The organism is Marinovum sp. 2_MG-2023 (assembly GCF_030548265.1).
Classification (GTDB): domain Bacteria; phylum Pseudomonadota; class Alphaproteobacteria; order Rhodobacterales; family Rhodobacteraceae; genus Marinovum.
The window spans coordinates 70950-97877 of sequence record NZ_JAUOSD010000008.1; the positions used below are offsets into that span (position 1 = coordinate 70950).

The window sequence follows — 26928 nt, forward strand, 5'->3', positions numbered from 1 at the left end:
TCAAAAGATGCCCCGCCAGTTGTGACTGTTGTGACGGGGCATCGGTCGTGATCAGAGCACGTAGCGGCTGACATCTGTGGATCGGGTCAATTCGCCGAGGTTCTTTTCCACGAATTCCGCGTCCACCGTGACCGATTGACCGCTGCGATCAGGGGCATGAAAGCTCAGCTCCTCGAACACCCGTTCCATCACGGTATAGAGCCTGCGGGCGCCGATGTTTTCCACGCTTTCATTGACCTCTGCGGCGATCTTTGCCAGCGCGGCGATGCCTTCATCGGTGAAGGTCACGGTGACCTCTTCGGTCCCCATCAGCGCGGTATATTGCAGGGTCAGGGCGTTGTCGGTTTCGGTCAGGATGCGGACGAAATCGTCTTCGGTCAGGGCGCGCAGGGTCACCCGGATCGGCAAACGGCCCTGCAATTCGGGCAAAAGATCCGATGGCTTGGCAATGTGGAATGCGCCGGACGCGATAAACAGGATATGGTCGGTTTTGACCGCGCCATGTTTGGTGCTGACGGTTGTGCCTTCGATCAATGGCAACAGATCGCGCTGCACACCTTCCCGCGAAACATCCCCGCCGCGGGCTTCCTTGCGAGCGCAGACCTTGTCGATCTCGTCCAGGAACACGATGCCGTTCTGTTCCACCGATTCCAGCGCGGCCTTGGTCACGGTTTCATCATCCAGAAGCTTGTCAGCCTCTTCGGAAATCAGAATGTCATAGCTTTCGCGCACCGTCATGCGTTTGCGCACGGTACGGCCGCCAAACGCTTTGCCAAAGATATCGCCGAGGTTCATCATGCCCATCTGGCTGCCGGGCTGGCCGGGGATGTCCATTGTCGGCATCGGATTGGAGGTGTCGGTCAGTTCCAGCTCGATGATTGTATCATCCAGCAGGCCATCCTTCAGCTTTTTGCGGAACATGTCGCGGGTGCCGTCGCGGGCGTCTTCCCCGGCAATTGCGGCGATCACGCGGTCTTCGGCGGCCTGATGAGCCTTGGCCTTGACGTCTTCGCGCATCATTTCGCGGGTTTGCAGGATGGCGGCATCCACCAGATCGCGCACGATCTGTTCAACATCGCGACCGACATAGCCGACCTCGGTGAATTTTGTCGCCTCGACCTTGATGAACGGCGCTTTCGCCAGTTTGGCCAAACGGCGGCTGATCTCGGTCTTGCCGACGCCGGTGGGGCCGATCATCAGGATATTCTTGGGGTACACTTCGTCGCGCAGATCATCCGACAGCTGTTTGCGCCGCCAGCGGTTGCGCAGCGCCACGGCAACGGCGCGCTTGGCGTCGGCCTGGCCAATGATGAACCGGTCGAGTTCGGAAACGATTTCGCGGGGGGTGAGGTCGGTCATGGGGGTCCTTTCGTTTGAGGGGCGGGTTTTCGGTGAAAACCCGATCAGCCCCCAATCGTTTCAACCGTCAGGTTGCCATTGGTGTAGACGCAGATGTCGGCGGCAATCGCCATCGCCTTGCGCGCGATTTCTTCGGCGGAAAAATCGGTTTCCATCAGCCCGCGTGCGGCGGCCAGCGCGTAATTGCCGCCCGATCCGATGGCTGTGACGTCATGTTCGGGTTCCAACACGTCGCCCGCGCCGGTGATGACAAACATCTGTTCGCCATCGCTGACGATCAGCATGGCCTCAAGCTTTTGCAGATATTTGTCGGTGCGCCAATCCTTGGCCAGTTCGACACAGCCGCGCGCCAGTTGGCCGGGGGTGCTTTCCAGCTTGGCCTCCAGCCGTTCGAGCAGGGTAAAGGCATCCGCCGTCGATCCGGCAAAGCCACAGACCACATCAGACCCACCGGGCGAAATGCGGCGCACCTTGCGCGCGGTGCCCTTGATCACGGTTTGGCCAAGGCTGACCTGGCCGTCACCGGCAATCACCACCTTGCCGCCCTTTTTGACGCCAATGATGGTGGTGCCGTGCCAGCCGGGGAACTCGTTTTCTTGCATGGATAGATCTCCGTTTAGCCAGTACTTGTGAATGGGCCTGAGGCTTCGCAAGGGTGTACAGGGGAAAGGACCGGAATTGAACGCGTTTTCTGATCTGCAAGAGCTGGCGCAAGAGGTTTTCAACCATCTCGCCGAGCAAGCCGGATTTGATGCGCGGGCCTATGCCCATACGCGCCATTGGATGAAGGACAATCCTGATCGGCTTCATCTGGTGATGCGGTTTGATGCGCCGGGGCAGGCGCCCTTGATCCTGAAACAGGTGTTTCGACCCGAAGATCCCAGCGAATTCAATGGCATGCTGGATGCGCAGCATTTGGCGCAACGGGCGGTGGACCCCGTGCCGGGTGTCACGGTGCCGCGTATTTTGGCGGAAGATCGCGACATCAAGGCCTGTTTGATGACATTTCAACCGGGTGACACCCTGCGCGATCTTTGCCTGACCCACGAAGATCACCAGCCCTATCTGCGCCAGGCCGGGCGTTGGCTTGCCGCGTATCATCGCGGCACTTTTCAACAAAACCGCCGGTTTCAACCCCGCTTCATGGCCAAGCATATGTTGCACCTTGCGGGCCAGATGGCGGCGGGCGAACGGCGCATTCGCGGCCAAGACAGATTTATCCAGCTGGCACATCTTGTTCAGGATTTTGTCGCCGATCACGAAGGTCGCGAAAGCCGGGTTGCGGCCAAACACGGCGATATGAACTGCCACAACATCCTGATCGATGGCAAAGACGTTACCGGCTATGATTTCATGCCCATCAGCCACGCGCCGGTGGGATATGATATTGCCCGGTTGCTGCTGAATTATGCGGTAACGGCGGCGGACCTGACGGCGATTCCCGATGGTCACCTGCTGCCACCCAAAGCGATCACAGCGTTTTTCGACGGGTATGATTTCGTCGGTCCCGACGATCCGGGCGTGCAATTCCTGTTGCGTATTCAGCTGCTTACCGATTGGAACCGCACGTCAAACAGAAAAGGCGCCCAAGCTCTTGTCGAGTTTGAGCGCCTCAAAATCATTGCAGAACGCGCGTTTGGCGCGACCTCAGCTTAGAGCGATTCGTCGATCCAGCTTTGCAGCGCGGCCTTGGGCGCGGCGCCGGTCTTGTTCGACACAACCTGACCGTCCTTGAACAGGAACAGCGCGGGAATGCCCCGGATGCCCATTGCGGCGGCGGTGTTGGGGTTGCTGTCTACGTCAACCTTGGCGATCTTGATCTTGTCGCCGTATTGCGCCGAAAGTTCCTCGAGCGCGGGGCCGATTTGCTTACAGGGGCCACACCATTCGGCCCAGAAATCCACCACTACGGGGACATCGGATTCTTTGACTTCCGCGTCAAAGGTCGCGTCGGTTACGGCAACTGTGGCCATTGGTCTTCTCCTGAGTGAGTCGTCTATCGGGGGCTTGGGTGGAAAACCTAGGTATCACGCTGCAGCGCGTCAAGGCGATGTTGTGCGCCCCAAGGCCGCCGTCACAAGATCGTGTGGCAGTGGCATCAAGGCGGCCGAAGCGGTCCACAGGATCGCCGTGGCGATTTCATGGTTTGGATAGAGTTGCTTAAGCATTGCAGCATAGGCGCCCATCTGGCGCAACAGGGCCTCTGGCGTGTCCTGGGCGCGCGTCGGGACAACCGCATTTGTTTTGAAATCCACCGCCAGAATGCGCGATTCTTCGACAATCAGCCGGTCAATCACCCCATGCATTCGCCCCAATCCCGCGACATCGGCGCTGACCGCCACTTCGGCCAGCGTTCCGGGGGCAAAAAGGGGCGCCAACGCCGGAGCGTCCAGTACCGCGCAAGCCTCGTCCATTGCGCGGGCCTGTTCCGGGTCTTCGCTGCGTGATTTGCGGGCTTCTGGCGGCAGGTCGGCCAGCCGTTCCAGCGCGTCATGCACCAGGGTGCCATAGCGTTTTGCAGCCTCTTCATCCTGTCCGGCCTCACCGGCCAAGGCATGTGCCCCGCCAAGTTTCGAGGGCGACAGCGTCACCGGCAGGGGCGGTGGCGGCGTTGCGGGCCGGGTGGCCCAGTCGGGCAGCGACGCGGGGCGGGCCTCCTCTGGGACGTCGCGCACCGTGGCAAGTGTCGGCCAATCGCCACTTTCATACCGCAGGCCCTCACCGAAGCCAAAATCATGGCGTTCGGCATTGGCGGATTTCATTGCCGCCTCCACCGATTGATACCAGGTCGGATCATCCTTTGACAAATCGCCCGCAGCGGCCACCATCAACCAGACTTCGGCACGGGTCATCGCCACATAGAGCAGGCGGTCACGTTCCTGCCGTTGTTTTTCCTTGGCCTCTTCCAGCGCCTCGGCCATCGCGGCGGGGCTGTCGCCGGCGGCGGTTTTCCACACCATTGTGTCATCCATCGCCAGCAAGGCATCCCGATGCTGCAACGGCCATTTGCCGGTATCCGGCAGGATCACAATCGGCGCCTCCAGACCTTTGGAACCATGTACCGTCATGACCCGAATGCGGTCGCCGGCGCTGTCCATCTGGCGTTTGATCTCCAGATCGTCGGTTTCCATCCAGATCAGGAAACCGGTCAGGCTGGGCACCTCTGTCGCCTCATAGGCCAGCGCCTGTGACAGCAGGGCGTTGATGCCATCCTCGGCCTCATTTCCCAACCGGGCCAACAGTTTGTACCGTCCCTCATGCCGGGTCAGAATACGTTCGATAAGATCATAGGGCCGCATGAAATCGGCATTGGCCTGAAGGTCGGTCAGCATGGCCCAAACCTCGGCAAAGTCGCCCTGCCGCGCCGCCAATTCGCGCCACAGGTATTTCTGTTCGCGCCCCTGCGCGAGGTCATAAAGCTGGCTCTCGTCCCAGCCGACCAGCGGCGATTTCAGCACCACCGCAAGGCTCAGATCATCTTCGGGCAGCGCCAGCCATGACAACAATGCCGCCAAATCGCGCACCGCCAGTTCCGCCCCAACCTTGAGCCGATCCGCACCCGCAATCGGCAAATCCGCCTCCTTGCAGGCGCGAATGATCTCGGCAAAAAGGTCGGAACGCCGCCGCACAAGGATCAGGAAATCCCCCGCCGTCACCGTCCGCCCGGCCCAGCCATGCGGTTCCTGTTTCCAGGGGATTGTGGCCTTGGTGTCCAGCATCCGTTTGATTTCACGGGCAATGCGCCGCGCGAGGATCACATCGTGATGGGTGTCGGCGGGCAGGTCGACGGGGTCATCCCATTCGCCTTTTTCCGCTTCGCTGATCTTGTCGACACAGGGCCAAAGATCGACGCGCCCCCCCATGTCGGATTTAAAGGCGCGGTGGGTTTCTTCGCGCGAAAACCCGGAGCGGGCCTTGGCCTCGAACAATGTATCGACCAACCGCAAGATTGCCTCGGACGAGCGAAAGGAAAATTGCAGCGTGGTGTCCTGCAACGGTTGATCCGTCGCGCGCAATCGTTCGGCGAAATCGGCCTTCATCCGGTCAAATTCCGCCGGATCGGCCCCTTGGAAGGAATAAATCGACTGTTTCTTGTCGCCGACAACAAAGATCGTGCGTGCCACATCGGCGCGTGCACCTTCGCCGCTGGTGAATTCGCGTGCCAGCTCTTCGATCACGCGCCATTGCACCGGGCTGGTGTCCTGGGCTTCGTCCACAAGGATATGGTCGATGCCGCCATCCAGCCGATACAGCACCCATTGCGCCACTTTGCGGTCTGTCATCAACGCCAGGGTTTTGTGAATCAGATCGTCGAAATCCAACCACCCCCGCGCCAGTTTCGCTGCCGCATAGCGTGGCAGGAAAACCCCGGCAAAGGCTTGCAGGGCGCGGGTTTTCTGGGTGGCGGCCAGTGCACAGCGGATGTTGCGGCCATCCTCGACCCGGCGCATCAGATCCTCCAGCCGGTCCATCAACGGCGCCATTGCCCCCTGGCGCAGACCTTTGGTCGGAAAGCTGTCGATCTTGGCCGAATACGGCCCGGCTTTGGCCGATGCGCCATTCAGCAACACATTTTCCAACACCGAAAGGGCGGCCAAATTCGGGGCGGTGATGCTGTTCAGTTTCGCTGCCGCTTTTTGGTCGTTCTTGCCGCTGCCGGACAAAAGCACCGCCGCCTCTGACAGCAATTCCATCTCTCCGCCCAGAAAAACACGGCTCAAAAGCCCGGCTTCATCCATGTCCGGCGACAGGCCGAACAATTCCTTGATCGACGTTTCGTCCAGCGGTTCGGCCAAAGCCACACGATTGCGCGACACTTCGGCGGTGATGTCGTCGAAATCCATGTCCGTCAGGTGGCTCGCCAGATTGGCCACCAAATGCGCATCGGGGCCATCGGCCATTTGATCGACGATCTCAGCCCGCAAAAGCGCGGCAGAGCGGTCTTCCATTTCCTTGAATTGCGGCGACACCCCGGCCTCTAGCGGGAAACGGCGCAGAATAGCGGCGCAGAACGAATGGATTGTCTGGATTTTCAATCCGCCCGGCGCTTCGATTGCGCGGGCGAACAAGGTGCGCGCGTTTCGCAACGCCTCTGCCGGGATTGCGCCTTCGATGCCAAGATCATGCAGCGCAGCGCGCAGCGCGGCATCATCCTTCATCGCCCAATCCCCCAGCCGCTGGAACAGCCGGTTCTGCATCTCGCTTGCGGCGGCCTTCGTATAGGTCAGGCAGAGAATGTGTTCGGGCGACACATCTTGCAGCAACAATCGCGCCACCCGGTCGGTCAACACGCGGGTTTTGCCCGATCCGGCATTGGCCGCCAGCCAGGTCGACCGCTCTGGATCCGCGGCAGCGATTTGGCGCAGGGTGGCTTCGTTGCGTTGGGTCATGGGGTTTTTTCCGATAGCGGCATCGGGGTTGGATCGTCGGTCAATTCCCATTCCCCGAAACGTGCCAGCTGGTCATAATCACCGACATCCTTGGCCTTTTGCATCGCCCGGCGCGAGGTATATCCCTGATCTTGCTCCATATAGCGGGAAATCAAGGTTTCAAATTGCTCCCACACCACGTCCGCTGGCGTCTCTTGCAAGGGCGCGGGGCGGTTTTCAGGGGCAGAGCCAAGGCCGATGTAAATCGCATTGGCCACCTCGCCCGGGTCAATGTCCTTGAACCCGCCGACTTCGGCGATTGCGGCCTCCAGCATCAGTTGCTTGTCAAAGTATTTCTGTTCATCCGGGCCCGGCGGTTTGCCGGTCTTGTAGTCATAGATGTTCAATCGGCCGTCTTTCTGGCGGTCAATCCGATCTGCCTGACAAATCAGACGAAATCCAAGCGCCGCAATGTCGCGTTGCCCGTTGACCTCATACTCCAGCGGTTGGGCATTCTGGCGCCGCTCGATCTCGTCCGTGACAAATGTCCCGGCAACCCGTTCCATCCGCGCCTGCCACATCGCGCGGGCCGAGGGCCAGGGCACATTGTCCGCCAGAACCGTGGCGGTTGTTGCCAAAAGATCGGCGCGGGTCAGCTTTGACGGGTCATCCACACTGCTGCGCACAAACCGTTCCAGCACATCATGCGCCAAAATCCCGCGCAGCAGGGCGTCCGGGGCCTTGGCCAGACTGTCGAGCGGCCGCAACCGCAGCACATGTTTTGCGTAAATGGCATAGGGGTCGCGGATCAGCCGCTTGATCTCGGTCACCGAAAGCTGTTTTGGGCGCGCTGATCGGGGTGGTTGGGGCGAGGGCCGCATCGCGGCGGGCACCGGTGTCACCGCTTCGACCGCATGGGCCAGCGCCAGCCTGTCCTGGCCGCGCGCGCGCATATCCTCATAGGCGGATTTGCCATCCGCCCCCAGCCCGCGCAGCAGGTTCGACAACCGGTTAAGCCACCGCGACGGCACGGTTTCGGCATCATCCGACCGCACCGACCGGGTCAACCAGACCTCTTGCGCGCCTATCGCCTGTTGAAAATCATGCGCCGAAAGGCCGATGCGCCGTTCCGGCAACAACAGACCGGCGTCATGGCGCATTTGGCGATTGAGCCAGGGATCGGGGCTTGGCGGTTCGGGCCAGCTGCCTTCGTTCAATCCGCCCAGAATCAGAAGATCCGATCCCATGACCCGCGCCTCCAACGTGCCAAGGATGCGGATGAAAGGGTGGCCAAGATCGCGGTCGCGCTGTTCCTCGCGCGACAGAACAGCGCCAAACAGATCGACGTAATCGCGGGCCGACAATATGCCGCCATGGGGCGCCGCGTCTTCCAGTTTGCGGATCAGCGCCAGGGTTTCAATCCCGGCCACCTGCACCCACAATTGCCCTGCGCCGGTCTGTTCGGCGCCGGCCGCCAATGTTTCGGCCAACGCCCGGTGCTGTGCCAGCCAATCGGCCAGCGGCATGGCCGGCAATTCATCCTGTCCACAGACCTGCAACAACCAGGCCCCCCATTCCGGCGCTTCGCGGTCTTCGGCAAAGGCGGTCAACATTTCAGCGTCGGGAAACGGCGGACCTTTGCGGCGCAGGCGCAATTCCAGATCACGGGTCAGGCGCAGGTGGGTGTTGCGCGTCCCGCCAGAATGGCAAAGCGGATGTTTCAGCAGGGTCAGAAGCGCCGCCGCGCTGAGCGGGGCCGCGAACAAGGCCGCGACATGGCGCAAAAACCGCCCCGGCGCGGTCAATTGCAGCGGAATGCCGGCGCTGTCATCGGGGACGATATTCCAGCGGTCCAGCGTCGCAGTGACCTGCCGTGTCAGGTGGCGGTCGGGGGTGATCAGCGCCGCACTTTGGTTGGCTTCCGCCGCCTCGCGCAGGCGCAGAGCAATGGCCAGAGCCTCTTCGCGCCGGTCCTGGGCTTCGACCAATGTGACATCTTTGGTGGCCTGATCCAGATGGGCCAGGTTGGGCCCCTCGCTCAGCCAGGCATCGGTCACGGGCGCGGGGCGCAGGGCAAGCGACACCAATTTGTTGCGCGGCGGGCAGGGCGCGGCGAGTCTGTGCCAATGATGCACCGCATCGTGGTCGATATTCATCGCGCGCATCATCCGGGCATAGCGGTATTGCGGGTGATCCTCGCTGGCCATCGCCTTGTCCAATGCGGCCCAGTTCGCGGCCGTCATGTCAAAGTCAAACCCCGGCAGGACCAGCGCGCCTTGCGGCAGATGGGCCGCGGCCTCCATCAACAATGCCGCCGCACCGCGAGAGCCGGTCGAGCCCGCGATGATCACCGGGTGATCGGGGGGATTGGTCTTCCAATGTGCCGCCAATGCCTCGGCCACGCGACGCAGACGTGTTGTGCCGTCGGGGGCGCTGGTGTCGGGGTCGAAATACCCCTGAACAATGTTCAAAAAGGCACGGGCGCGTTGCCAATGGCCCGATTGATCGCTCACATCCAGGTCGGCGATGTCGGCGGGGGTCACGCCTTCGCCCTGCATTTCATCCATCAAACCCGCCAGCGAATCCGCCAGATCAAAAAGCGCGGCACGCGGCGCCATGTCGGGTTGCGCATTCAGCAGCCCGGACACCAATTGCACCAGTTCGAGCCGTCTTTGCAGGGGCGGCACGGCATCGGCAATATCGGCGGTCCAGGGTGGGGAAAGATCGTTCAAGACCCGGATACGGGGCAGCGCACGTGGTGGCCCCGCATCGAAAATCGCGCGAATGCGGCGGCGCATCCGCTCTGTATTGACGATCAATTCGACGCGGGCCAGGGCCTCGGGCGGGTGCCCTTGTACCCGGTGCAGCAGACCGTCAACCAACGCCTGAGGGAAATCAATGCCGGGGGCCAGCCCGAACAGGCGCGGTGCATCCATGCGTTCAAACATCGGCCAGCATTCCTTCGGCAATGGCAATGGCATCAGGATAGCCAACATCGCACCATTGCCCGTCATAGGACAGCCCGAACATGCGCCCGGCGGCCAACATGTCCTGCCACAGCGCCCACATTGAAAACGCGCGGTCCCGGATTGCGGCCAGCCCGTCGGTTTTGATGATCTGAAGCCCGGAATACACCATGCCCGGCCCGCGGCTGATCCGGCCCTGTGCATCCAGCAGGAAATCGCCAGACCCCTTATGGCCAAAGGCGTTTTCTGGTGGAACACAAAGCAAAAGCGCGTCCATCCGGGTTGGATCCCAGACCGCGCGCAGCGCCTCTGCCGGATTTGGCCCGCGCCATACCGCGTCGGTGTTCAGCGTGAAAACCGGACCCGGGCCAAGCAGCGGAAGGGCGTTTTTCAATCCGCCGCCGGTTTCCAGCACCTCTGGTGTTTCGTGCGACAATGCGATGTTGCGGCCCGCCAGGTGATCCGCCAGCATCTCTGCGCGATAGTGGCTGTTGACCACCACGCGGGGCAGTCGCAGCGGTGCGATCTGGGCCAGGGCATGGTCGATCAGCGGGGTGCCAGCCACCTTTATCAGTGGTTTTGGGCGGCTGTCGGTCAGCGGCCTCATGCGGGTGCCCAACCCGGCCGCGAACAGCAAAGCGGCCTGTGGCCCGGTCATGTCACAGCCTGCGGCGCCGGCAAATTGGCCAGCGCGTCGCGTACTTCGGCCAATGCGGGGTGGGTCAAATTTGTCTGGAGGTGGGCCCAGACCCGTGGCTGTAACGCCAGATATTGTGGTTTACCCCGGTCGGCGGCGAGCCGGGCAAAAACCCCCAGAATACGCAGGTTTCGTTGCGCGCCGAGGGCGGCATAAGCGGTGCGGAAAGCGGTGTCATCGGCGCCGGTTTTGGCAATGAAATGGCGCAGCACGCTGTCCGCGATCCCCGGTGTCAGGTCGCGGCGCGCGTCCTGAAGCATGGAGACCAGATCATAGGCGGGATGGGTGACAAAAGCGTCCTGAAAATCCAACAGGCCAATTTGGCGGTCGCCGTTGCGGTCGGGCAGGAAAATCATGTTTTCGGCATGAAAATCGCGCAGCGCCAATACCGCGGGCACGTCGGCCACCGGCGTCAGAAGCCGGGCAAAGGCCGCTTTGGCGGCGGGCAAATCCGCCAAATGTTGCGGGGCGTAACAGTCAAAGGCCGGCGCGATCATATCCGCGAGCGCCGTCGCGGTCATCGCGGTCATGCCCTCGGGCAAGGGTTTGCTGTGCAATCGCGCCAAAAGCTCGGCCGCCAGGGTATAAAGGTGCAACTCGCGGCTCGGGTCATCCGCCATGATGCGGGCAAACAGGGCGTCGCCGAAATCCTCGATCAACAAAAGCCCGGCATCGGGGTCTTCGGCATGCAACGTGGGGGCGGAAAATCCGAAGCGGTACAAATGCGTGCGTATGTCCAGAAAGGGTCCGGGATCGCCACAGACAATCGGGTCGGCATCCATCAGGATCAGGCTGCCGCCTTCGGGGTTGTGCAGCCGTTCATATCGCCGCGCGGATGCATCGCCGACCAAAGGCACGCGCCTCCAGCCGCCCAGGCCCAAATCGTCCAGGAACGTTGCAATCGTTTCTTGGCGTGTCATGCGGCAATGACTTTTGGCAAGGAATCCCAACGTGGTGCTGACCAGCTTAGGGTAAGGTGTCGGGTGTCCGGGTCGGCGTCGGTGGAAAACTCCAGCGTGAGCGCATTGGCCGGGGCCTCGGACCCAAGCCGATCAGGCCATTCGATCAGACAGATTGCGGTGTCAAAAGCCTCGGTCAGGCCCAGTTCGTCAACCTCGGACAGATCCCCCAGTCGATAGAGATCCGCGTGCCAGATTTCGCAGACCGGGGCAGGGTAGGTTTGCACCAATGTGAATGTCGGCGACGGCACATCTTCGGCTTCGGTCAAAAGTGACCGGATCAGGCAGCGGCAAAAATGGGTTTTTCCGGCGCCAATATCGCCGCGCAGCAACAACACGTCGCCCGCGGCAAGGCGGGGCGCGATGCGGGCTGCCAGCTCGCAGGTTGCCTCCGGTGATGGCAGGCTGAGCGCAAGAATCTGAGCCGTTGCGGCGGGATAGCTATGGTCGATCATCATATTCGGACATTACCGCGCCAGCCATTCCGCGCAAGACCGTTCCGTGACGGATCGCACAGTGAAATCGCACAGTGTAATCGCGCAGTTCAGGGGCGTGTCCGGTCAGGTGGACCCATCGTCATGCTGTTGTTTCGCCGTCGTCCGGTCAAGAACAAGCGCGGCATCCTGGGCCGAAAAGGAAATCAATGTCGCGCCGCCCGGCAGGGGTTCGGCCAGAAATTCCATCTGCCCCACCCGCTCATGTATCAAATCGGCCCGGCGCGGGGCGCGTTCGCCGAAACTGGCAATAAACTTGGGCAAACCACCCCAGGCCGGGCTGGGTGCACATTCTGATTGCCAAATCCGCAGGACATCCGTGATGGTGGTTTCGGCAAAGCTGCTGTCGGGATCAAATCGCCACATGGTGCGGAAGGCCTGGTTCGAGAAGGTCAGAATGCCCATCTGCGAAAACACCGCCAGCGCACGGTTCTGGCGGTCCAGAACGGCCTGACTGGTCTCAAGCTCGGCGCGAAAACGGCGGGTCAGGGAAATCTCTGCACTGATGTCTTCGAACAGAAAGGCCACCGCGCCATCGGGATGCGGTTTGCCGGTGACACGATAGGTCAGACCAGACGGCAAATTCCAGGTCTTGGAATATCGGCCATCGCGGGCGGCGGCGATCAGCGCGCTCATCTTTTCGCGCCAGTTCGAATAATTCTTGGGCTCCGGCATGATCTGATGTTCGCGAAGATAGTCGAAAAAGGCCGCAAGACTGGGTTTCGATGTCAGAAATTCGGCGGGCATCGCCGTCAGGTCGATCAATGCCGGATTGAACAGAGCAAGCCGCTGGTTGCGGTCAAAAATCGCCAACCCGGTCGACAGATGCGCAAATGTTTTGGTCAGGGTCTGGACAAATTTGCGCTGCGCCTGTTCGGCTTGCACGACCGCATCGACACTGGTGGCATAGGCGACAAAGCCGTCCGCGGTGGCGCGGGTCGAAATTTCGAACCAGTTTCGGCTGTCCTTGTCGCCGACCTGAAGCGGCAGGCGCAGCGGGGCTTTGCCCACGTCCTTGCGCTCAATCGCGAAAATCGGATTGTCCGAAGAATCATTTGGGTTGATCCGCGCCGCCAGATGCCCATAGGCGCGGTTGTGCCAGGCGACCCGCCCCTCTGGATTGACCGACCAGATGGCATTGGGCGCATCGGCAATGGCGCTGCGCAGGAAACGCAATTCGCGGCTGACATCAAAGGCGATTTGCCGGTCGATTTCCGCCGGCGCATCATCGACCAAGGAAACCCGCACCCGGTCATCCGCGCGCACAAAAATCAGCTGTCCGCGATCATCGGGTTTCAGCGCGCCATATGATCGGCTTCGCTCGGCGCGGGTTGAAAAGGCCGCATCGGGCGTAAGCGGCAAGGTGCCAAAACGCGGTTCGAAAATCCGGCACAATTGCTGCCAGGCGTTTTCTTCAAAATCATCCGCCAGCGTCGTCAGGACGGCGGCCGGATCGGTGGCATCAATTAGATCGGTATCGCGAAACAGATAGCTGACGGCGTCGTCCCGTTGAACGCCGGTCTCTTCGGCGGTGGTCCGTTTTCGCCCGGGAAGAATGGCAAAGCCCAATGCCATGGTCGCGCCCAACAGTGCAGCACCGACCAAGACAATGATTTGCAACAAAGAAAGCTCTGACAACATCTTCCATCCCCTTGATCTGACACTGGGTCAAGGAGGTTAACAATTGTTTAACCTAAAAAGCAATCTGCCATAGGTTGCGTGGACGTCGCGGCCCAGCCCAACAACGTTGGCGCGGCGCTCAGATCTGGATCACCTGGTTTTCACCAAGCGGCGCGGAATCAGACCCGGCCAGGGACCCCAAATTCTTGCGCGGCCAGACCACTTCGACCAGCGCGCCACAGCGTTCGCCGCGCCTTCCGGGGTTGGCATAAGGCCCGGTCGCATTGGTAAAGCTCAGCTCTGCGCCTGAACGTTCCAACAATGTCTTGGCAATGAACAGGCCCAGCCCCATGCCTTCGTATCCCGGACGTTTCCGGGTTTCCGTTTCACTGCGCCGTTTGCGCACAAACGGATCGCCAATGCGGCCAATCAACTGTGGTGGATATCCGGTGCCGTCATCGACAATCCGCACAGTGATGAGGTCATCTGTCCAGATCGTGTCGATCCAGACATTGCCACGTGCGAAATCCACCGCGTTTTGCACCAGATTGCGCAGACCGTGAATGATTTCCGGCTGGCGGTTGATGGTTGGAACCGTCTTTTCCCCATTGGGGCCGGCGCTGTGGTCATAATGCAGGACCTTGCCCCGGTTTTCATGCGGTTCGGCGGCCTCGCGCACCACTTCGCTCAGGGGCGCGCGGCGGACCTGCATGTCTTCCTTGCCCGCCCGTCCCATGGATCGCAGGATGTCGCGACAGCGGTCGGCCTGGGTTCGGATCAACAGCGCGTCTTCCTGAAGATCGGGGCGGTCGTCCAGCTCTTCGGCGATTTCGGCGCTGGTCAGTTTTATGGTGGCAAGCGGTGTGCCCAATTCATGCGCCGCAGCGGCCACCACCCCGGCCAGATCGGTCAGTTTCTGTTCCCGCGCCAGCGCCATTTGCGTGGCGGTCACCGCGTCGGACATGGCGTGCAGCTCGCTGGTCACGCGCCGCGAGTAGACTGACAAAAATGTGATGGCAATCACCATCGCCACCCATTTGCCAAAGACAAACACATTGGGCGTGCGCAACACAAACCCCTCATCCGTCAGCAAAGGCAGATGATACAACGCCAACACCGAGACAAGAACAATGGCAATTCCGGCGATCACAATTGTCGGTCGGGTTGTCAGAACCGCAGCGGACACCAGCACCGGGCCAAGCATCAGAATGGCAAATGGATTGTGCAGCCCGCCAGTCAAAAACAGCAAAAACGCCAGTTGCAGCAGGTCAAACAGCACCATCAGCATGTTTTCCGTCGCGCTGAGCCGTTTGTTTTGCGGAAAAATCGCGATGGCCACCAGATTGCCAACCACCGACAGGCTGATTGCCAGATAGCACAATCCCATTTCCAACGAGAGGTTGAACCACCGCTGCGCCACGATCAAAGCCGTCAATTGGCCAAAAATCGCAGCCCAGCGCAGCATGATCATGGTGCGCAGCCGGACCCAATTGCCGCGGCGGTGTTCGGTCAGGAACTCTGACCCCAATTCTGACATGTGGCGTTTTCGCCTCTTGCTACCGGATTTCAGATTGATACGTGTCACGCGTCAGACGATCAACAATCATCGCAATATGGATTGGAAAAGCCGTTATGGTCCGCACTGTCGCTCTTGTCGCCTCTGTGTCTGTTGTCGCTCTTGTGGGGGGGCTTTGGTATGTGTCGCAACCAACAGAAGGCGCTGACCCGTTTGCCCAATGCCGCACTGCGGCGATTGCCGGTGGCACCGACACGATTGGCGGGCCTTTCACCCTGGTCAACAGTGACGGCGAAACCGTCACCGACAAGGATGTGATCACCGAACCCTCTATCCTTTATTTTGGTTACACCTTTTGCCCGGATGTGTGCCCGCTGGACTTTGCCCGCAATTCACAAGCGGTCGAGGTGCTGGCCGAACAAGGGATCAGCGCAACGCCGGTGTTCATTTCCTTTGACCCAGAGCGGGACACCCCCGAAGTGGTCGGCGATTTTGCCTTCAACAACCATGAAAAGGCGATTGGCCTGACTGGATCGGAAGAACAGGTCAAAGCCGCAAGCAAGGCCTATCGCACCTATTACAAGGCGCAGGACAAGGAAGATGACTATTATCTCATCGACCATTCGACATTTTCCTATCTGGTGCTGCCGGAACAGGGGTTTGTCGAATACTTTCGCCGGGATGCGACACCGGAACAGGTGGCCGAAACCACAGCCTGTTTTGTCAACGCAGCCGGATAACCGCGCAATCGGCACGTCGGTCGTGCCGGGTAATTTTCCGACCGATCCGGACCGCATAGGCGCAAATATATTTCGCGCTACGGTTTGACACTGCGCTTGGCGTTGGGAATAATCCCCCAATTGCGCAAGCTCACATTCGCAGGAGGTATCACGTGCCTGAAAAAACGCTCCCGGATTTGGGTGAAGACAAATCGCTTTTGCTGGTTGATGACGACGAACCGTTTCTGAAACGTCTGGCCAAAGCGATGGAAAAGCGCGGTTTTGCGGTGGAAACCGCCGGATCTGTGGCGGCGGGCCGGGCGATTGCCACGGCACGTCCCCCGGCCTATGCGGTGGTTGATCTGCGGCTTGAGGATGGCAATGGGCTCGACGTGGTCGAGGTGCTGCGCGAACGCCGCCCCGACAGCCGGATTGTGGTGCTGACCGGATATGGCGCGATTGCCACTGCCGTGGCCGCGGTCAAGATCGGCGCAACCGATTATCTTTCCAAACCGGCGGATGCCACCGACATTACCAATGCGCTGGTGGCCAATGGCGATGATCTGCCGCCGCCGCCGGAAAACCCGATGAGCGCCGATCGTGTGCGGTGGGAACATATCCAGCGGGTGTTCGAGCTTTGTGATCGAAACGTTTCGGAAACCGCGCGGCGATTGAACATGCACCGCCGCACATTGCAGCGGATTCTGGCAAAACGCTCGCCGCGCTGACGGAAATCGCGATCAGGGTCCGATCAAGGCCCGGTCAAAGCCAGATCAAGGAAGATCGAAACGCTTGCTGATCGTCCCGGTCCGGCGGCCGTCGGACAGCCGCGCCTCGGGGTCGGATTTGTAGGTTTCGAATCCGCGCGACTGATAATAGGTCAGCCCGCTTTCGTTGTCGGCGCGGATGGTGGCGTCGATCCATTCATAGCCTAGCGCGGCGGCAGATTTGCGGGTGGCGGCAAATAGTCGGCTGCCGACCCCCAGCCCGGTTTGACCAACCCGCACAAACGTGGCGATCTGCGCCACCTCTGCACCATGCCCCGGAAGGGGATTGAGCATCTGAAACCCGACCAGGGTGCCATCGTCAAGCCGGGCCACATGGCCGGTGAAACGCGGCCCGGCGCGGTCCATCCAATCGCGGATATCGGCGCTGCCCAGCGGGGTCAGGAAGGCCGTTGTGCCACCGATATCAATGATTTCATTCAAAAGATCCGCCATCTCGCGCGCGTCGGCCGAACAGGCCGGGGCAATAAAAACGTCGGTCATAGGGTCTCCATCAATTGATGATACCGTGCGGTGAAATCATCGCGCACCTGGCGCGGTGGGCGCAGGGCAATGTGCAGATCTTCGATCAGCGCCTTGTTTGGCTTGCCAAAGAAGCCATCAGCCTCTTTTTCGGTAAAGCCCGCGATCTGGATCGCCTCCATCCAGGCGCTGATACGGTCGGCTTTCTTGATCTGTTTCTTGATTGTCACCGGCAGCGCGGCCGGCAGACCAAACCGAATGTGAATGGCCGCCGACAGCCGGTCATCCAGCACGCCATAGCTGGGGCCAATCGCGGCCTTGACCGGGGAAATCATGTCGCCGATCACGTATTCCGGCGCATCATGCAGCAGTGCCGCCAATTGCCAACGCACCGGTGCGCGTGGGTTCATCCGGGCAAACAGCACCTCGACCAGCAGCGAATGTTCGGCCACTGAATAGGCAAAATCACCATGGGTCTGGCCATTCCAACGGGCGACAAAGGCCAGCCCATGCGCGATATCTTCGATCTCGATATCCATCGGGGTCGGGTCCAGCAGGTCAAGCCTGCGACCTGAAAGCATTCTTTGCCAGGCGCGGGATGGTTTGGGGGGCATTGTCGTTCTCCGTTCCGGGAATGTTCCTAGACCGGTTGCCCGGAGTCTGCAAATGCAAAGACGGCTCTGGGGCGGGCAATATCCCCGAAATGTGTGATGGCGTTTGTGGCAATATCCGGGGGCTGCCCCCATATATGGAACATGGCAAACCGGGCCTCACGTCCCGTTGGCATGGGGCCCTTTTCAAGGAGAGGTTCCATGTTCAAACGACTATTTGCGGCGGCCCTGATCTTTGGTGCGGCGGCGCTTGCGCCCCCGGCGCCCGCTCAAAACTTGTCCCAAACCCAAACCCTGGCCTGTATGCCGCGCGACGCGCTTGTTGGCGAGCTGCGGGGCAAATTCGGTGAAACACTGGCCGGTGGCGGGTTGCAATCGGGCACCCGCCTGATCGAGGTTTGGCGCTCGACGGAAAGCGGCAGTTTCACCCTTATCCTGACCCAGCCCAACGGTGTCGCCTGTGTTCTGGCAACCGGCGCGTATTGGCATGACGCCCCGCAGGATCCCGGCGGCGTCGCGGGTTAGCTTTCGCGTGTTGTTCGACTGGCGTGGCGGTGGTATCTGCGGGCGAAACAGAAATGCCGCGAGGATGCCGGACATGACCAGTGACTATATCGTAAAGGACATCTCGCTTGCCGAGTTTGGCCGCAAAGAGCTTGATATTGCCGAAACCGAAATGCCGGGTCTGATGGCGCTGCGCGAAGAATACGGCGAAGCCAAACCGCTTGCCGGCGCGCGCATTGTCGGTTCGCTGCACATGACGATCCAGACTGCGGTTCTGATCGAAACACTGGTGGCGCTGGGCGCGGATGTGCGCTGGGCGTCGTGCAACATCTTTTCGACCCAGGATCATGCGGCAGCGGCGATTGCCGCCGGTGGCACACCGGTGTTCGCGATCAAGGGCCAGTCGCTGGAAGAGCACTGGGATTATCTTGACCGGTCGTTCATGTTCCCCGAAGGCGCGAACCTGATCCTTGACGATGGCGGAGATGCGACGCTCTATGTCCTTTTGGGTGCGCGGGTCGAAGCCGGCGAAACCGATCTGATCGAAGTGCCGACCTCGGAAGAGGAAGAGGCGATTTTTGCGCAGATCAAGAAACGCATGGCCGCCAGCCCCGGTTGGTTCACCAAAACACGCGAAGCGATCCAGGGTGTGTCCGAAGAAACCACCACCGGCGTGCACCGTCTTTATGATCTGCACAAAAAGGGCCAGCTGCCCTTCCCGGCGATCAACGTCAATGACAGCGTGACCAAGTCGAAGTTCGACAATAAATACGGCTGCAAGGAATCGCTGGTCGACGGCATCCGCCGCGCCACCGATACCATGATGGCAGGCAAGGTTGCGGTTGTGTGCGGTTACGGCGACGTTGGCAAAGGCTCTGCCGCTTCGCTGCGCGGTGCCGGTGCACGGGTCAAAGTGACCGAAGTTGATCCGATCTGCGCGCTTCAGGCGGCAATGGACGGGTTTGAAGTGGTTGTTCTCGAAGATGTGGTCGACAGCGCCGACATCTTTATCACCACCACCGGCAACAAGGACGTGATCCGTATCGAGCATATGCGCGCGATGAAGGACATGGCGATTGTCGGCAACATCGGCCACTTCGACAATGAAATTCAGGTCGCCAACCTGAAGAACCACAAATGGACCAACATCAAGGAACAGGTGGACATGATCGAGATGCCCAATGGGCACCGTCTTATCCTTCTGTCCGAGGGCCGTTTGCTGAACCTTGGCAATGCCACCGGGCACCCCAGCTTCGTGATGTCGGCGTCGTTCACCAACCAGGTTCTGGCGCAGATCGAGCTTTGGACCAAGGGCGATGAGTATGACAATCAGGTCTACATCCTGCCGAAACATCTGGATGAGAAGGTCGCGCGCCTGCATCTGGACAAGATCGGTGCCAAGCTGACGGTGATGGACCCGGATCAGGCGGCCTATATCGGCGTCACGCCCGAAGGTCCGTTCAAGCCGGAACACTACCGCTACTAGGTCGAAACCGGGTCACTGACACCCGTTACACAATGAATTGAGCCTGCAATTTCTTGCGCAGTCTCATGATGGTTTTCGGCGCACCTTTGCCGGTGCGCCGAGCGAACCCATTCTGATCATTGTCCTTTTTCAGGCATGGCATAAATCCTTTGGCACAGAGGCGGCGATCCCGGCGGTACGGAACAACATCTGCACCAAAACGGATCAAAGTCTTTCGGTAGTGACAACCAAAGGAGAAAGCTATGAAACTGACACAGAAAATGATGACCGGCGCGGCCGTTTTTGCATTGATGTCCGGTGCTGCGTTCGCCCAGGAAACTACAATGGATCCCACGGATGATCCGGTGGCCGAGTCGGTCACTGAAATGCCGGAAACCATGGCGGAAACGCCGATGTTCACTAGCCTGCAGGATATGACGGTTGGCGATGTTGTTGGGCTGAATGTCCATGACCGCGAAGGCAATGACATTGGCGAGATCGACTATGTCGTGGCCCAGGCTGACGGCGCGGCGGGCGTGATCGGCATTGGCGGCTTCCTTGGCCTCGGCGAATACACCGTCGCCATCGCGCTTGAGGAATTCCAGCTGGGTGATGACGGCGCGTCCCTGGTGCTTGGCGCAGACAAGGAATCGCTAAAAGCCCTTCCGGAATTTGACGAAAGCGGGGTAGAGGGGCTGCCCGATGATCTTCTGGTGTCGTCTCTGATAACGGATACGCCGGACGCCACGGCGCCGACCGCAACCGATACGATGCCGCCAAAGGTGGAAAGCGGGTCGTAAGCCGACCATTTTCAGGCCGCTCTTTGGGCGTCGGCGGGTTTCTGCCGGGGCCGCCAGCGGGCCGTAACCTGACCCCTTGGTCTTCGACGGGCGCAGCATTGCTTTATGCTGCGCCCATTTTTTCGCGGTGGTGACATTCAGCGAGCACAGGGTGAAAGCATGACGGGGAAAAACCCCGCGGGATTTACCGTTGTCAGACTCCGATTTGGCGGTAGAGTTGGCCGCACCAGCATCAAAACCCGCGGGGGCGGGGAAAAACAGGGGAAACCAGGATGGGTAAACGCGACGATTTGATCGCGCAATATGCGGAAGATCTCAAAACCAAATGCGGCACAGAGCCGGACATGGAATTGCTGCGAAAGGTGACCATCGGCTGTGGCCCGGCGATCTATAACGCCGACGCGTCGACCGTTGCGGCAACACAGGCCGGCGAACTTGAAACCGTGAAGAAGAATTTCCTGATCAAGAAACTTGGCCTGTCAGACGGACCAGAGTTGATGGAGGCGATCCAGTCGGTGATCGAGGTCTATGGCAAGTCCGAGCGCAACAAATACCGCGCCGTCGTGTACTACCTGCTGACCAAACACTTCAAAAAGGAATCGGTCTACGGCTGATTTCCGGCTGCGAAAGATGCCACTAGACAGACGTGCAAGAGACGCCCTCGCCCGGGGGGCGTCTTTTTTCATTACTAATGCTGGCTTAATGCCCAAGTCCCGGTTTTGGTTGCCAAAATCATAACATCGCGCCAAGCCCCTTATTTCATTGACTCTGCAACCACCTTGGCCAATTGCGTTAATTCGATTTTTACTAAGGCTGGCGGACGTATTAAGGAAATAGACAAAAACTGATCTTTTTATGATTTGGATCACAGGGGGCATTAAGCTATTCATTCTTTACCGACCAGAAGGTCAGTGCCGAAATTGAATTCATCGAAGATGTGTGGGAGCATCTGGGGTGAGCAAAGGCCCTGACTGCGATCCAGTCGGGGCCTTTCTTGTTTTTTCAGAACAGGGTCAGCACCAGACCCATCAGCCCGCAGGCCAGCGTGGCATAGCCGCCATCAATCACAGACAGCTGCAACGGGCGATTTCCGTAGAGATTGTTGATCACGATCCAGGGGCTGATAAAGAACAGCCCGATGCCGATTCCGGCAACGATTCCTTTACCATAGCTATCCACACCCGAAAGTTCGAAGGTATGCCGCATCATGCCGGCGACCAGCAGTTGCATGACAAAGGTCAGGGCAAAAATCTTTGGATCCTGGCCGCCCTTGGGTTTGCCATCGGCGTCGCGTTCGATACCTGCGGCCTCCATCCAGGGGTTGGCCAGCGCCATGTACCAGACCGCGCCAAGCGCGAAACTGGCGGCGGCGGCAATGATGACATTGATGATTTCCATGTGTCTCTCTCCTTGTCGGCGCTGCGGGATATTCGGGGAAAATTAACCTTACCTTGGAATGTACGACATGCGGTCCATTTTAGCCAAATTGCGTCGACCGCAGGATCACCCGGCGGTCAGACCCCGCCGAGCGTGCAAATGCGCTGCCATTCCTCGGCTGTGACCGGCTGGACCGAAAGCCGTGAATTTTTCACCAGCACCATGTCAGACAATTCCGGGTCACTCTTGATCTGATCAAGCGTGACCGGATTGGGCACCGGGGCAATCGCGCGAATATCGACACAGTCCCAGCGGTCGTCATCGGTGGTGCTGTCGGGATGCGCCTCGGCACAGACTTCGACTATGCCGACGATGGCGCGCGACTTTTGCGAGTGGTAGAAAAACCCGCGATCTCCCAGCGCCATCTCGCGCATGAAATTGCGCGCCTGATAGTTGCGCACGCCATCCCATTCCTCGCCCGCGTCACCTTTGGCCAGCTGATCCGACCAGCCCCAGGTGGCCGGTTCCGATTTGAACAGCCAATAGCGCATCAGCCGATGACCTTTTTCCATTCCACCAGTTCGACATTTTCGAACAATCCGGCTTTGGCGTAGGGGTCGTTGGCCTCCCAGCTTTCGGCGGCGGCCATATCGGCCACATCCAGGATCACCAGCGATCCCGCCATTTCGCCGTTGATAATCAGCGGCCCGGCCTGGGCCACCACGCCGGTTTCGGCGATATAGGCCAGATGGGCGTCGCGGGTGTCCTTGCGGATTTGCAGTGCGCCGGGTTTGTCATGGGCAATCAGGGCTATCAGCATGTCATTCTTCCTTTAAGGGTCGTGCCAGAAGCTGGTCCATTGCCGTGCGGAGGTCAAGCTGACCGGCGACAATGGCGGCCACGGCGGCGGTGATCGGCATTTCGATGTTATGGGTCTTGGCGACGTTGAGCATTGCGCGTGCGGTGGCCGCGCCCTCGACCGTTGTGGTGGTGTCAAAATCGGACCCGCCGCCCAGCGCCAGGCCAAAGCGGAAGTTGCGCGATTGATCGGATGTGCAGGTCAGCACCAGATCGCCAAAGCCGGACAAACCCGCCAGTGTTGCCGGGCGTGCGCCCAGCGCCGCCGCGATCCGGCTCATCTCGGCAAAGCCACGGGTGATCAATGCGGCGCGGGCAGAATCGCCCAGGCCCGCGCCGATGGCCATGCCCGCGCCAATGGCAATCACGTTCTTCAACGCCCCGCCAAGTTCCGCGCCGGTCACATCGGTGGAGCGATAGAGCCGGAGGTTGGGGGTGGTCAATGCGGTCTGCAATGTCGCGCCCTGGGGGGCGTCATCGCAGGCGAGGGTCAGCGCCGTCGGCAGGCCAGCGGCGATATCGGCGGCAAAGCTGGGCCCGGTCAGGATCGCCGCAGTTGCTTTGGGCAGGATACGGCGGATCTGGGTGACCGGCCCTTCGCCGGTGGCGACGGAAAACCCCTTGCAACAGGCGATCAGGGATTTTGTCGCCAGAGTGGTTGCATGGGGCTCCAACAAGGGGGCCAATTGCTGCATCGGCACTGCAAGCAACAGGATGTCGGGGGCTGTTGCGGTTGTGACATCTGCGGTGGCGGTCAGGCGATCGGGGAATGTCGCATCAGGAAGCCGCCGGATGTTGGCGCGGGTGGCCTGCATTTCGGCCATGGCCGCGCCATCCCGCCCCCAAAGCACCACGTCGCGCCCTGCTGCCGCCAGCGAGATTGCCAGCGATGTGCCAAAGGCCCCGGCCCCAATCACACCAATCGTCATGCTTTGGCACCTTTTTTGCCGCTGCCCAACATCGGCGCGGCGGATTGATCCAACGGCCAGCGCGGACGCGCGGCCAGCGTCATGTCGTCGATCAGCCCCAGCTGCATGTGTTCGACGCCCACATAGGCGATCATCGCGCCATTGTCGGTGCACAGCGGCAGCGGCGGCGCGGTAAAGATCACGCCCATGTCGCGACAGAGGCGGGTCAACCCGTCGCGGATCGCACCATTGGCCGCAACCCCACCCGCCACCGCCAACAGCGGTGTGGCCGGCGCGGCATCCAGATAGGTGCGCAAGGCACGGCGGGTCTTTTCGACCAAAACATCGACCACCGCCATCTGAAACCCGGCGCACATGTCGGCGCGGTCCTGGGCGGTCATCCCGCCCTTTTGCGCAACAATGCCATCGCGGGTGCGCAGCAGGGCGGTTTTCAGCCCGGAAAACGACATGTCGCATCCCGGTCGATCCAGCAAAGGCCGGGGAAATTTGAAGGCGCGGGCGTCGCCCTCGCGCGCTTCGGCCTCGACCGAGGGGCCGCCGGGTTGCGGCAGGCCCAGAAGGCGCGCGGTCTTGTCAAAGGCTTCGCCGGGGGCGTCGTCGATGGTGCCGCCCAGCCGGGTGAAATCCTGGGGGCCACGGGCAATCAAGAACTGACAATGCCCGCCGGACACCAGCAACATAAGATAGGGATATTCTGCCCCATCGGTCAGACGCGGGGTCAGCGCGTGCCCCGCCAAATGGTTCACACCGATCAGCGGCAGACCGCTGCCAATGGCAATCCCTTTGGCGCACATCACACCCGACACCACGCCGCCAATCAGCCCCGGACCGGCGGTGACGGCGATACCATCAAGATCGCCAAGCCCCAAGTCGGCCTGATCCAGCGCCTGTTTGACACAGGTGTCCAGCCGCTCGGCGTGGGCGCGTGCCGCAATTTCGGGCACTACGCCGCCAAATGCACTGTGCAGGGCGGTTTGCCCTTCGACCACCGAGGACAGAATGTCTGCGGCGCCGGGCACACCGCGCACCACAGCGGCGGCGGTATCATCACAGCTGCTTTCAATCCCGAGGATGGTATATGGCTTGGCCATCGTGGCTCCGTTGCGAAGGTGTTGCAGGGCAGGTAACACTTGGCAACATGGCAAACAATCCCGGGCCGACGCGATGACCGAAGCAAAACCAGCCCTGCTGTTGACGCGTCCGCATGCCGATGCCGCGCGATTTTTGTCGGTCTTACAGGGGATGATGACGCCGGGCCGGGTGGTGATTGCGCCCGTTCTGGACATTGCGCCCATCGGGGGGCAGGCGCCGATCCCCGACGCCACAGCGGTGATTTTCACCTCCGCCAATGCGGTTGCGGCCTATGCGGGGTCATCGGATCGTTTGGCCTATTGTCTTGGCGCGCGCACCACAAAAGCGGCGGAAAACCGGGGGTTTGCCGCCAAAATGGTGGGCGTGGACGCGGACAGCCTTGTGAAGGAACTTTTGCGTCTTGGTCCTGTGGGGCCGGTATTGCACCTGCGGGGGCGGCACACACGTGGCGATGTTGCCGCGCGGTTGCGGGACGGTGGGCTGAACGCGCAGGACGCCGTTGTCTATGAACAACGCAGGCGCGATCTGACGGCAGAGGCGCGGCAGCTGTTGAATGGGGACCAAAGCGTGATCCTTCCCCTGTTTTCGCCCCGCAGTGCCGATATCGTGGCGGCACAGGGGCCGTTTGCTGCGCCAATCTGTGTGGTTGCAATCAGCGAAGCCGTCGCCGAACATGCCGCCGCAATGAGGCCGCGCCGCATGGCGGTTGCTGAACAGCCCGACCTTATATCCGTATGTGCCGCAGTTGCGGCGCTTTTTCACAACCCATCCCCGCTTGAGGGGGCTTGACCACTGCCATAAGGTAATGATGTTGCGCCGCAGAAGTAAGATTCGGAAAGGGTGATCTCTGGTGACCAAATCTCGTAATTCGAAAGAGACCGACAACGAGGCGTCGGCAGATTTGCCGGACAAAGCCGAGGACACGGTTGCCGCCGGTGCGGATGCGCCAGACACAGGGACCGATGACGCTGGGACCGAAGACACCGGGACCGAAGACACCGGGACCGACGGCACTGGGACCGACGGCACTGGGGCCGACGGCACTGGGGCCGATACAGTCGCGTCCGACACGCCGGACGAGGTTACAGATAACGCCGAAGCCGCGGCAGAATCCCCGGAGAGTGCCGATAAAACTGCCGATCTGGGCGAGGATCCGCAGGACGATGCCGAAACTGCGACATTAGAAGAAACGCCAGAGGAACTTTGGGCGACGGATGTCACCCCGAAAGAGGCTGATATTTTTGGGGGTGCCTCTGACGCGACATCAGATCCAACACCGCCGGTGCCGCCGGTCGCGGCACAGCAAAGCGAAAGCAGCAGCGGGTTTTGGCCCATGGCGCTGGGCGGCGTTGTTGCGGCTGGCGTCGGTTTTGCCGCCGCCTGGTACGTCAACATGAATGACGATTCATTCGAGATCGAGACACGCAGCGCCCTGAATGCGCAATCGGGCCGTATCGAGGCCCTGTCCGGCGAGATGAGCGCCGGAGCAGAGGCCGTCACGGCCCAGATCGCTGAATTGTCAGCGCAAATTGTGGCGACGCAGGACACGCTTGCATCCGCGCAAGGGGATCTGGCGGCGCTGGGCGACCGGATTACCAATGTCGAATCCTTCGCGGGTGACATTGCTGCGGTCGATGATCGTTTGACCGAATTGGCCAAGAAGCCGATTGCCGACACTGTCTCGCGCGAAGCGATCAAGGCCTATGAGGACGAATTGGAACGTCTGCGCGCCTCGATGGAGGATCAGCGTCAGGCGATCGAAGACACAATCGCCGCTGAAAAAGCCAAGATTGAAAAAATCGCCGAAGATGCCACCCAGATGGAAGAACGTGCGCTGGAAGAAAGCCGTCTGGCGGCGGCGCGTTCGGCCATGACCCGTATCCTGAGCGCGCTGGACACCGGCGACGCCTATGGCGCGGCTTTGGCTGAACTGGCGGAAAACGTTGATATGCCGATGGAGGCGCTGGAGGCCGCTGCCGCCGAAGGCGTGGTCACGCAATCGGCCCTGCGCGAACAATTCCCCGATGTCGCCCGCGCCGCGCTGCGCGCTGCGCGCAACAATACCCCGGCAGAGGAAAGCGGCGGTATTGGTGGCGTGTTGGAAAAAATGTTTGAGGTCCGCTCTGTTGCCCCGCGTGAAGGCGACGGCGCGGATGCGATCCTGTCACGGGCCGAAGCAGCGGTGCGGGACGGCGATCTGGCCCGTGCTTTGGATGAAATAGCCGCCTTGCCGGATGTGGCAAAAGCGGAATTGTCGGGCTGGGTCTCGGATGCTGAAACCCGCCTTGCGGCGCTGGGGGAAGCGCATGAAATTGCTGCGCGCCTGAACCAGGGATAAGGACGAAA

General features: G+C 60.6%; 26 protein-coding genes. 9 read left to right on the top strand and 17 right to left on the bottom strand.

Features of this window, described 5'->3' with window-relative positions; all coding sequences use genetic code 11:
- Positions 1-51: 51 nt before the first annotated feature.
- Together hslU and hslV are read right to left on the bottom strand one after the other, a co-directional pair.
- A complete protein-coding gene (gene hslU, locus Q4577_RS11265) occupies positions 52-1359 on the bottom strand; it encodes an ATP-dependent protease ATPase subunit HslU (RefSeq protein ID WP_244691748.1) in 1308 nt (435 codons plus the stop codon).
- A gap of 44 nt (positions 1360-1403) precedes the next feature.
- Positions 1404-1961, bottom strand: coding sequence for an ATP-dependent protease subunit HslV (gene hslV, locus Q4577_RS11270; protein ID WP_244691746.1), 558 nt, complete (start codon positions 1959-1961; stop codon positions 1404-1406).
- Positions 1962-2037: 76 nt separating this feature from the next.
- On the opposite strand from hslV, the gene Q4577_RS11275 reads away from it, so the two are divergent.
- On the top strand, positions 2038-3015 hold the full coding sequence (locus Q4577_RS11275; protein ID WP_303468056.1) for an aminoglycoside phosphotransferase family protein: 978 nt from the start codon (positions 2038-2040) through the stop codon (positions 3013-3015).
- Here Q4577_RS11275 and trxA read toward each other — a convergent pair.
- From trxA to regB, 8 genes are all read right to left on the bottom strand, one after another.
- Positions 3012-3332, bottom strand: coding sequence for a thioredoxin (gene trxA, locus Q4577_RS11280; protein WP_303468058.1), 321 nt, complete (start codon positions 3330-3332; stop codon positions 3012-3014). The genes Q4577_RS11275 and trxA overlap by 4 nt on opposite strands.
- Before the next feature lie 69 nt (positions 3333-3401).
- Positions 3402-6749 (bottom strand): double-strand break repair helicase AddA, encoded by a 3348-nt coding sequence (gene addA, locus Q4577_RS11285; RefSeq protein ID WP_303468060.1) that lies wholly within the window; start codon positions 6747-6749, stop codon positions 3402-3404.
- Positions 6746-9676, bottom strand: a complete 2931-nt coding sequence (gene addB / locus Q4577_RS11290; RefSeq protein WP_303468062.1) for a double-strand break repair protein AddB — start codon at positions 9674-9676, stop codon at positions 6746-6748. The genes addA and addB overlap by 4 nt, the downstream gene beginning before the upstream one ends.
- Positions 9669-10352: a nucleotidyltransferase family protein gene (locus Q4577_RS11295; protein ID WP_303468064.1), complete on the bottom strand. Its 684-nt coding sequence runs from the start codon at positions 10350-10352 to the stop codon at positions 9669-9671. Before Q4577_RS11295 ends, addB begins: the two co-directional genes overlap by 8 nt.
- Positions 10349-11311 carry an aminoglycoside phosphotransferase family protein gene (locus Q4577_RS11300; RefSeq protein ID WP_303468066.1) on the bottom strand — a complete coding sequence of 321 codons (963 nt, stop codon included), beginning with the start codon at positions 11309-11311 and terminating at the stop codon, positions 10349-10351. The genes Q4577_RS11295 and Q4577_RS11300 overlap by 4 nt, the downstream gene beginning before the upstream one ends.
- Positions 11308-11805 carry a tRNA (adenosine(37)-N6)-threonylcarbamoyltransferase complex ATPase subunit type 1 TsaE gene (tsaE, locus tag Q4577_RS11305; RefSeq protein WP_303468418.1) on the bottom strand — a complete coding sequence of 166 codons (498 nt, stop codon included), beginning with the start codon at positions 11803-11805 and terminating at the stop codon, positions 11308-11310. Before tsaE ends, Q4577_RS11300 begins: the two co-directional genes overlap by 4 nt.
- Before the next feature lie 105 nt (positions 11806-11910).
- Positions 11911-13485 (bottom strand): PAS-domain containing protein, encoded by a 1575-nt coding sequence (locus tag Q4577_RS11310; RefSeq protein ID WP_303468067.1) that lies wholly within the window; start codon positions 13483-13485, stop codon positions 11911-11913.
- Between the two features lie 118 nt (positions 13486-13603).
- Positions 13604-15001, bottom strand: coding sequence for a sensor histidine kinase RegB (gene regB / locus Q4577_RS11315; protein WP_303468419.1), 1398 nt, complete (start codon positions 14999-15001; stop codon positions 13604-13606).
- A 95-nt stretch (positions 15002-15096) separates the two neighbouring features.
- Between regB and Q4577_RS11320 the strand changes: the two genes are divergently transcribed.
- Together Q4577_RS11320 and Q4577_RS11325 are read left to right on the top strand one after the other, a co-directional pair.
- Positions 15097-15720: an SCO family protein gene (locus Q4577_RS11320; RefSeq protein ID WP_303468068.1), complete on the top strand. Its 624-nt coding sequence runs from the start codon at positions 15097-15099 to the stop codon at positions 15718-15720.
- Positions 15721-15872: 152 nt separating this feature from the next.
- A complete protein-coding gene (locus Q4577_RS11325) occupies positions 15873-16427 on the top strand; it encodes an ActR/PrrA/RegA family redox response regulator transcription factor (RefSeq protein WP_244691929.1) in 555 nt (184 codons plus the stop codon).
- A 45-nt stretch (positions 16428-16472) separates the two neighbouring features.
- On the opposite strand, the gene Q4577_RS11330 is transcribed toward Q4577_RS11325, so the two are convergent.
- Together Q4577_RS11330 and Q4577_RS11335 are read right to left on the bottom strand one after the other, a co-directional pair.
- On the bottom strand, positions 16473-16967 hold the full coding sequence (locus tag Q4577_RS11330) for a GNAT family N-acetyltransferase (RefSeq protein WP_303468071.1): 495 nt from the start codon (positions 16965-16967) through the stop codon (positions 16473-16475).
- Positions 16964-17560, bottom strand: coding sequence for an HD family hydrolase (locus tag Q4577_RS11335; RefSeq protein WP_244691924.1), 597 nt, complete (start codon positions 17558-17560; stop codon positions 16964-16966). Before Q4577_RS11335 ends, Q4577_RS11330 begins: the two co-directional genes overlap by 4 nt.
- Before the next feature lie 198 nt (positions 17561-17758).
- Between Q4577_RS11335 and Q4577_RS11340 the strand changes: the two genes are divergently transcribed.
- The 4 genes from Q4577_RS11340 to Q4577_RS11355 all read left to right on the top strand — a co-directional run bounded on the left by Q4577_RS11340 (position 17759) and on the right by Q4577_RS11355 (position 20940).
- A complete protein-coding gene (locus Q4577_RS11340; RefSeq protein ID WP_303468073.1) occupies positions 17759-18082 on the top strand; it encodes a hypothetical protein in 324 nt (107 codons plus the stop codon).
- Positions 18083-18155: 73 nt separating this feature from the next.
- Positions 18156-19547 carry an adenosylhomocysteinase gene (gene ahcY / locus Q4577_RS11345; protein ID WP_244691920.1) on the top strand — a complete coding sequence of 464 codons (1392 nt, stop codon included), beginning with the start codon at positions 18156-18158 and terminating at the stop codon, positions 19545-19547.
- Between the two features lie 242 nt (positions 19548-19789).
- Positions 19790-20326, top strand: a complete 537-nt coding sequence (locus Q4577_RS11350) for a hypothetical protein (protein WP_244691918.1) — start codon at positions 19790-19792, stop codon at positions 20324-20326.
- A gap of 272 nt (positions 20327-20598) precedes the next feature.
- Entirely contained in the window at positions 20599-20940 is a 342-nt protein-coding gene (locus Q4577_RS11355; RefSeq protein WP_303468074.1) for a DUF2853 family protein, read from the top strand.
- A gap of 388 nt (positions 20941-21328) precedes the next feature.
- Here Q4577_RS11355 and Q4577_RS11360 read toward each other — a convergent pair whose 3' ends face one another.
- The 5 genes from Q4577_RS11360 to tsaD all read right to left on the bottom strand — a co-directional run bounded on the left by Q4577_RS11360 (position 21329) and on the right by tsaD (position 24581).
- Positions 21329-21724: a DUF1761 domain-containing protein gene (locus Q4577_RS11360; RefSeq protein WP_303468076.1), complete on the bottom strand. Its 396-nt coding sequence runs from the start codon at positions 21722-21724 to the stop codon at positions 21329-21331.
- Positions 21725-21840: 116 nt separating this feature from the next.
- Positions 21841-22254 (bottom strand): EVE domain-containing protein, encoded by a 414-nt coding sequence (locus Q4577_RS11365; protein ID WP_244691911.1) that lies wholly within the window; start codon positions 22252-22254, stop codon positions 21841-21843.
- Entirely contained in the window at positions 22254-22523 is a 270-nt protein-coding gene (locus tag Q4577_RS11370) for a YciI family protein (protein ID WP_244691909.1), read from the bottom strand. The genes Q4577_RS11365 and Q4577_RS11370 overlap by 1 nt, the downstream gene beginning before the upstream one ends.
- A gap of 1 nt (position 22524) precedes the next feature.
- Positions 22525-23490: an NAD(P)H-dependent glycerol-3-phosphate dehydrogenase gene (locus Q4577_RS11375; protein WP_303468077.1), complete on the bottom strand. Its 966-nt coding sequence runs from the start codon at positions 23488-23490 to the stop codon at positions 22525-22527.
- Positions 23487-24581 carry a tRNA (adenosine(37)-N6)-threonylcarbamoyltransferase complex transferase subunit TsaD gene (tsaD, locus tag Q4577_RS11380; RefSeq protein WP_303468078.1) on the bottom strand — a complete coding sequence of 365 codons (1095 nt, stop codon included), beginning with the start codon at positions 24579-24581 and terminating at the stop codon, positions 23487-23489. Before tsaD ends, Q4577_RS11375 begins: the two co-directional genes overlap by 4 nt.
- A gap of 73 nt (positions 24582-24654) precedes the next feature.
- Here tsaD and Q4577_RS11385 point away from each other — a divergent pair, with 73 nt between their 5' ends.
- Complete coding sequence (locus Q4577_RS11385; protein WP_303468080.1) at positions 24655-25371, top strand: uroporphyrinogen-III synthase; 717 nt, start codon at positions 24655-24657, stop codon at positions 25369-25371.
- A 61-nt stretch (positions 25372-25432) separates the two neighbouring features.
- A complete protein-coding gene (locus Q4577_RS11390; RefSeq protein ID WP_303468082.1) occupies positions 25433-26920 on the top strand; it encodes a COG4223 family protein in 1488 nt (495 codons plus the stop codon).
- Positions 26921-26928 lie beyond the last annotated feature (8 nt).

Bases quoted from the DNA above. Each gene is read 5' to 3' on its own strand.
- hslU (WP_244691748.1), bottom strand. From the start codon at position 1,359: ATGACCGACCTCACCCCCCGCGAAATCGTTTCCGAACTCGACCGGTTC.
- hslV (WP_244691746.1), bottom strand. From the start codon at position 1,961: ATGCAAGAAAACGAGTTCCCCGGCTGGCACGGCACCACCATCATTGGC.
- trxA (WP_303468058.1), bottom strand. From the start codon at position 3,332: ATGGCCACAGTTGCCGTAACCGACGCGACCTTTGACGCGGAAGTCAAA.
- addA (WP_303468060.1), bottom strand. From the start codon at position 6,749: ATGACCCAACGCAACGAAGCCACCCTGCGCCAAATCGCTGCCGCGGAT.
- addB (WP_303468062.1), bottom strand. From the start codon at position 9,676: ATGTTTGAACGCATGGATGCACCGCGCCTGTTCGGGCTGGCCCCCGGC.
- Q4577_RS11295 (WP_303468064.1), bottom strand. From the start codon at position 10,352: ATGACCGGGCCACAGGCCGCTTTGCTGTTCGCGGCCGGGTTGGGCACC.
- Q4577_RS11300 (WP_303468066.1), bottom strand. From the start codon at position 11,311: ATGACACGCCAAGAAACGATTGCAACGTTCCTGGACGATTTGGGCCTG.
- tsaE (WP_303468418.1), bottom strand. From the start codon at position 11,805: ATGATCGACCATAGCTATCCCGCCGCAACGGCTCAGATTCTTGCGCTC.
- Q4577_RS11310 (WP_303468067.1), bottom strand. From the start codon at position 13,485: ATGTTGTCAGAGCTTTCTTTGTTGCAAATCATTGTCTTGGTCGGTGCT.
- regB (WP_303468419.1), bottom strand. From the start codon at position 15,001: ATGTCAGAATTGGGGTCAGAGTTCCTGACCGAACACCGCCGCGGCAAT.
- Q4577_RS11320 (WP_303468068.1), top strand. From the start codon at position 15,097: ATGGTCCGCACTGTCGCTCTTGTCGCCTCTGTGTCTGTTGTCGCTCTT.
- Q4577_RS11330 (WP_303468071.1), bottom strand. From the start codon at position 16,967: ATGACCGACGTTTTTATTGCCCCGGCCTGTTCGGCCGACGCGCGCGAG.
- Q4577_RS11335 (WP_244691924.1), bottom strand. From the start codon at position 17,560: ATGCCCCCCAAACCATCCCGCGCCTGGCAAAGAATGCTTTCAGGTCGC.
- Q4577_RS11340 (WP_303468073.1), top strand. From the start codon at position 17,759: ATGTTCAAACGACTATTTGCGGCGGCCCTGATCTTTGGTGCGGCGGCG.
- ahcY (WP_244691920.1), top strand. From the start codon at position 18,156: ATGACCAGTGACTATATCGTAAAGGACATCTCGCTTGCCGAGTTTGGC.
- Q4577_RS11350 (WP_244691918.1), top strand. From the start codon at position 19,790: ATGAAACTGACACAGAAAATGATGACCGGCGCGGCCGTTTTTGCATTG.
- Q4577_RS11355 (WP_303468074.1), top strand. From the start codon at position 20,599: ATGGGTAAACGCGACGATTTGATCGCGCAATATGCGGAAGATCTCAAA.
- Q4577_RS11360 (WP_303468076.1), bottom strand. From the start codon at position 21,724: ATGGAAATCATCAATGTCATCATTGCCGCCGCCGCCAGTTTCGCGCTT.
- Q4577_RS11365 (WP_244691911.1), bottom strand. From the start codon at position 22,254: ATGCGCTATTGGCTGTTCAAATCGGAACCGGCCACCTGGGGCTGGTCG.
- Q4577_RS11370 (WP_244691909.1), bottom strand. From the start codon at position 22,523: ATGCTGATAGCCCTGATTGCCCATGACAAACCCGGCGCACTGCAAATC.
- Q4577_RS11375 (WP_303468077.1), bottom strand. From the start codon at position 23,490: ATGACGATTGGTGTGATTGGGGCCGGGGCCTTTGGCACATCGCTGGCA.
- tsaD (WP_303468078.1), bottom strand. From the start codon at position 24,581: ATGGCCAAGCCATATACCATCCTCGGGATTGAAAGCAGCTGTGATGAT.
- Q4577_RS11385 (WP_303468080.1), top strand. From the start codon at position 24,655: ATGACCGAAGCAAAACCAGCCCTGCTGTTGACGCGTCCGCATGCCGAT.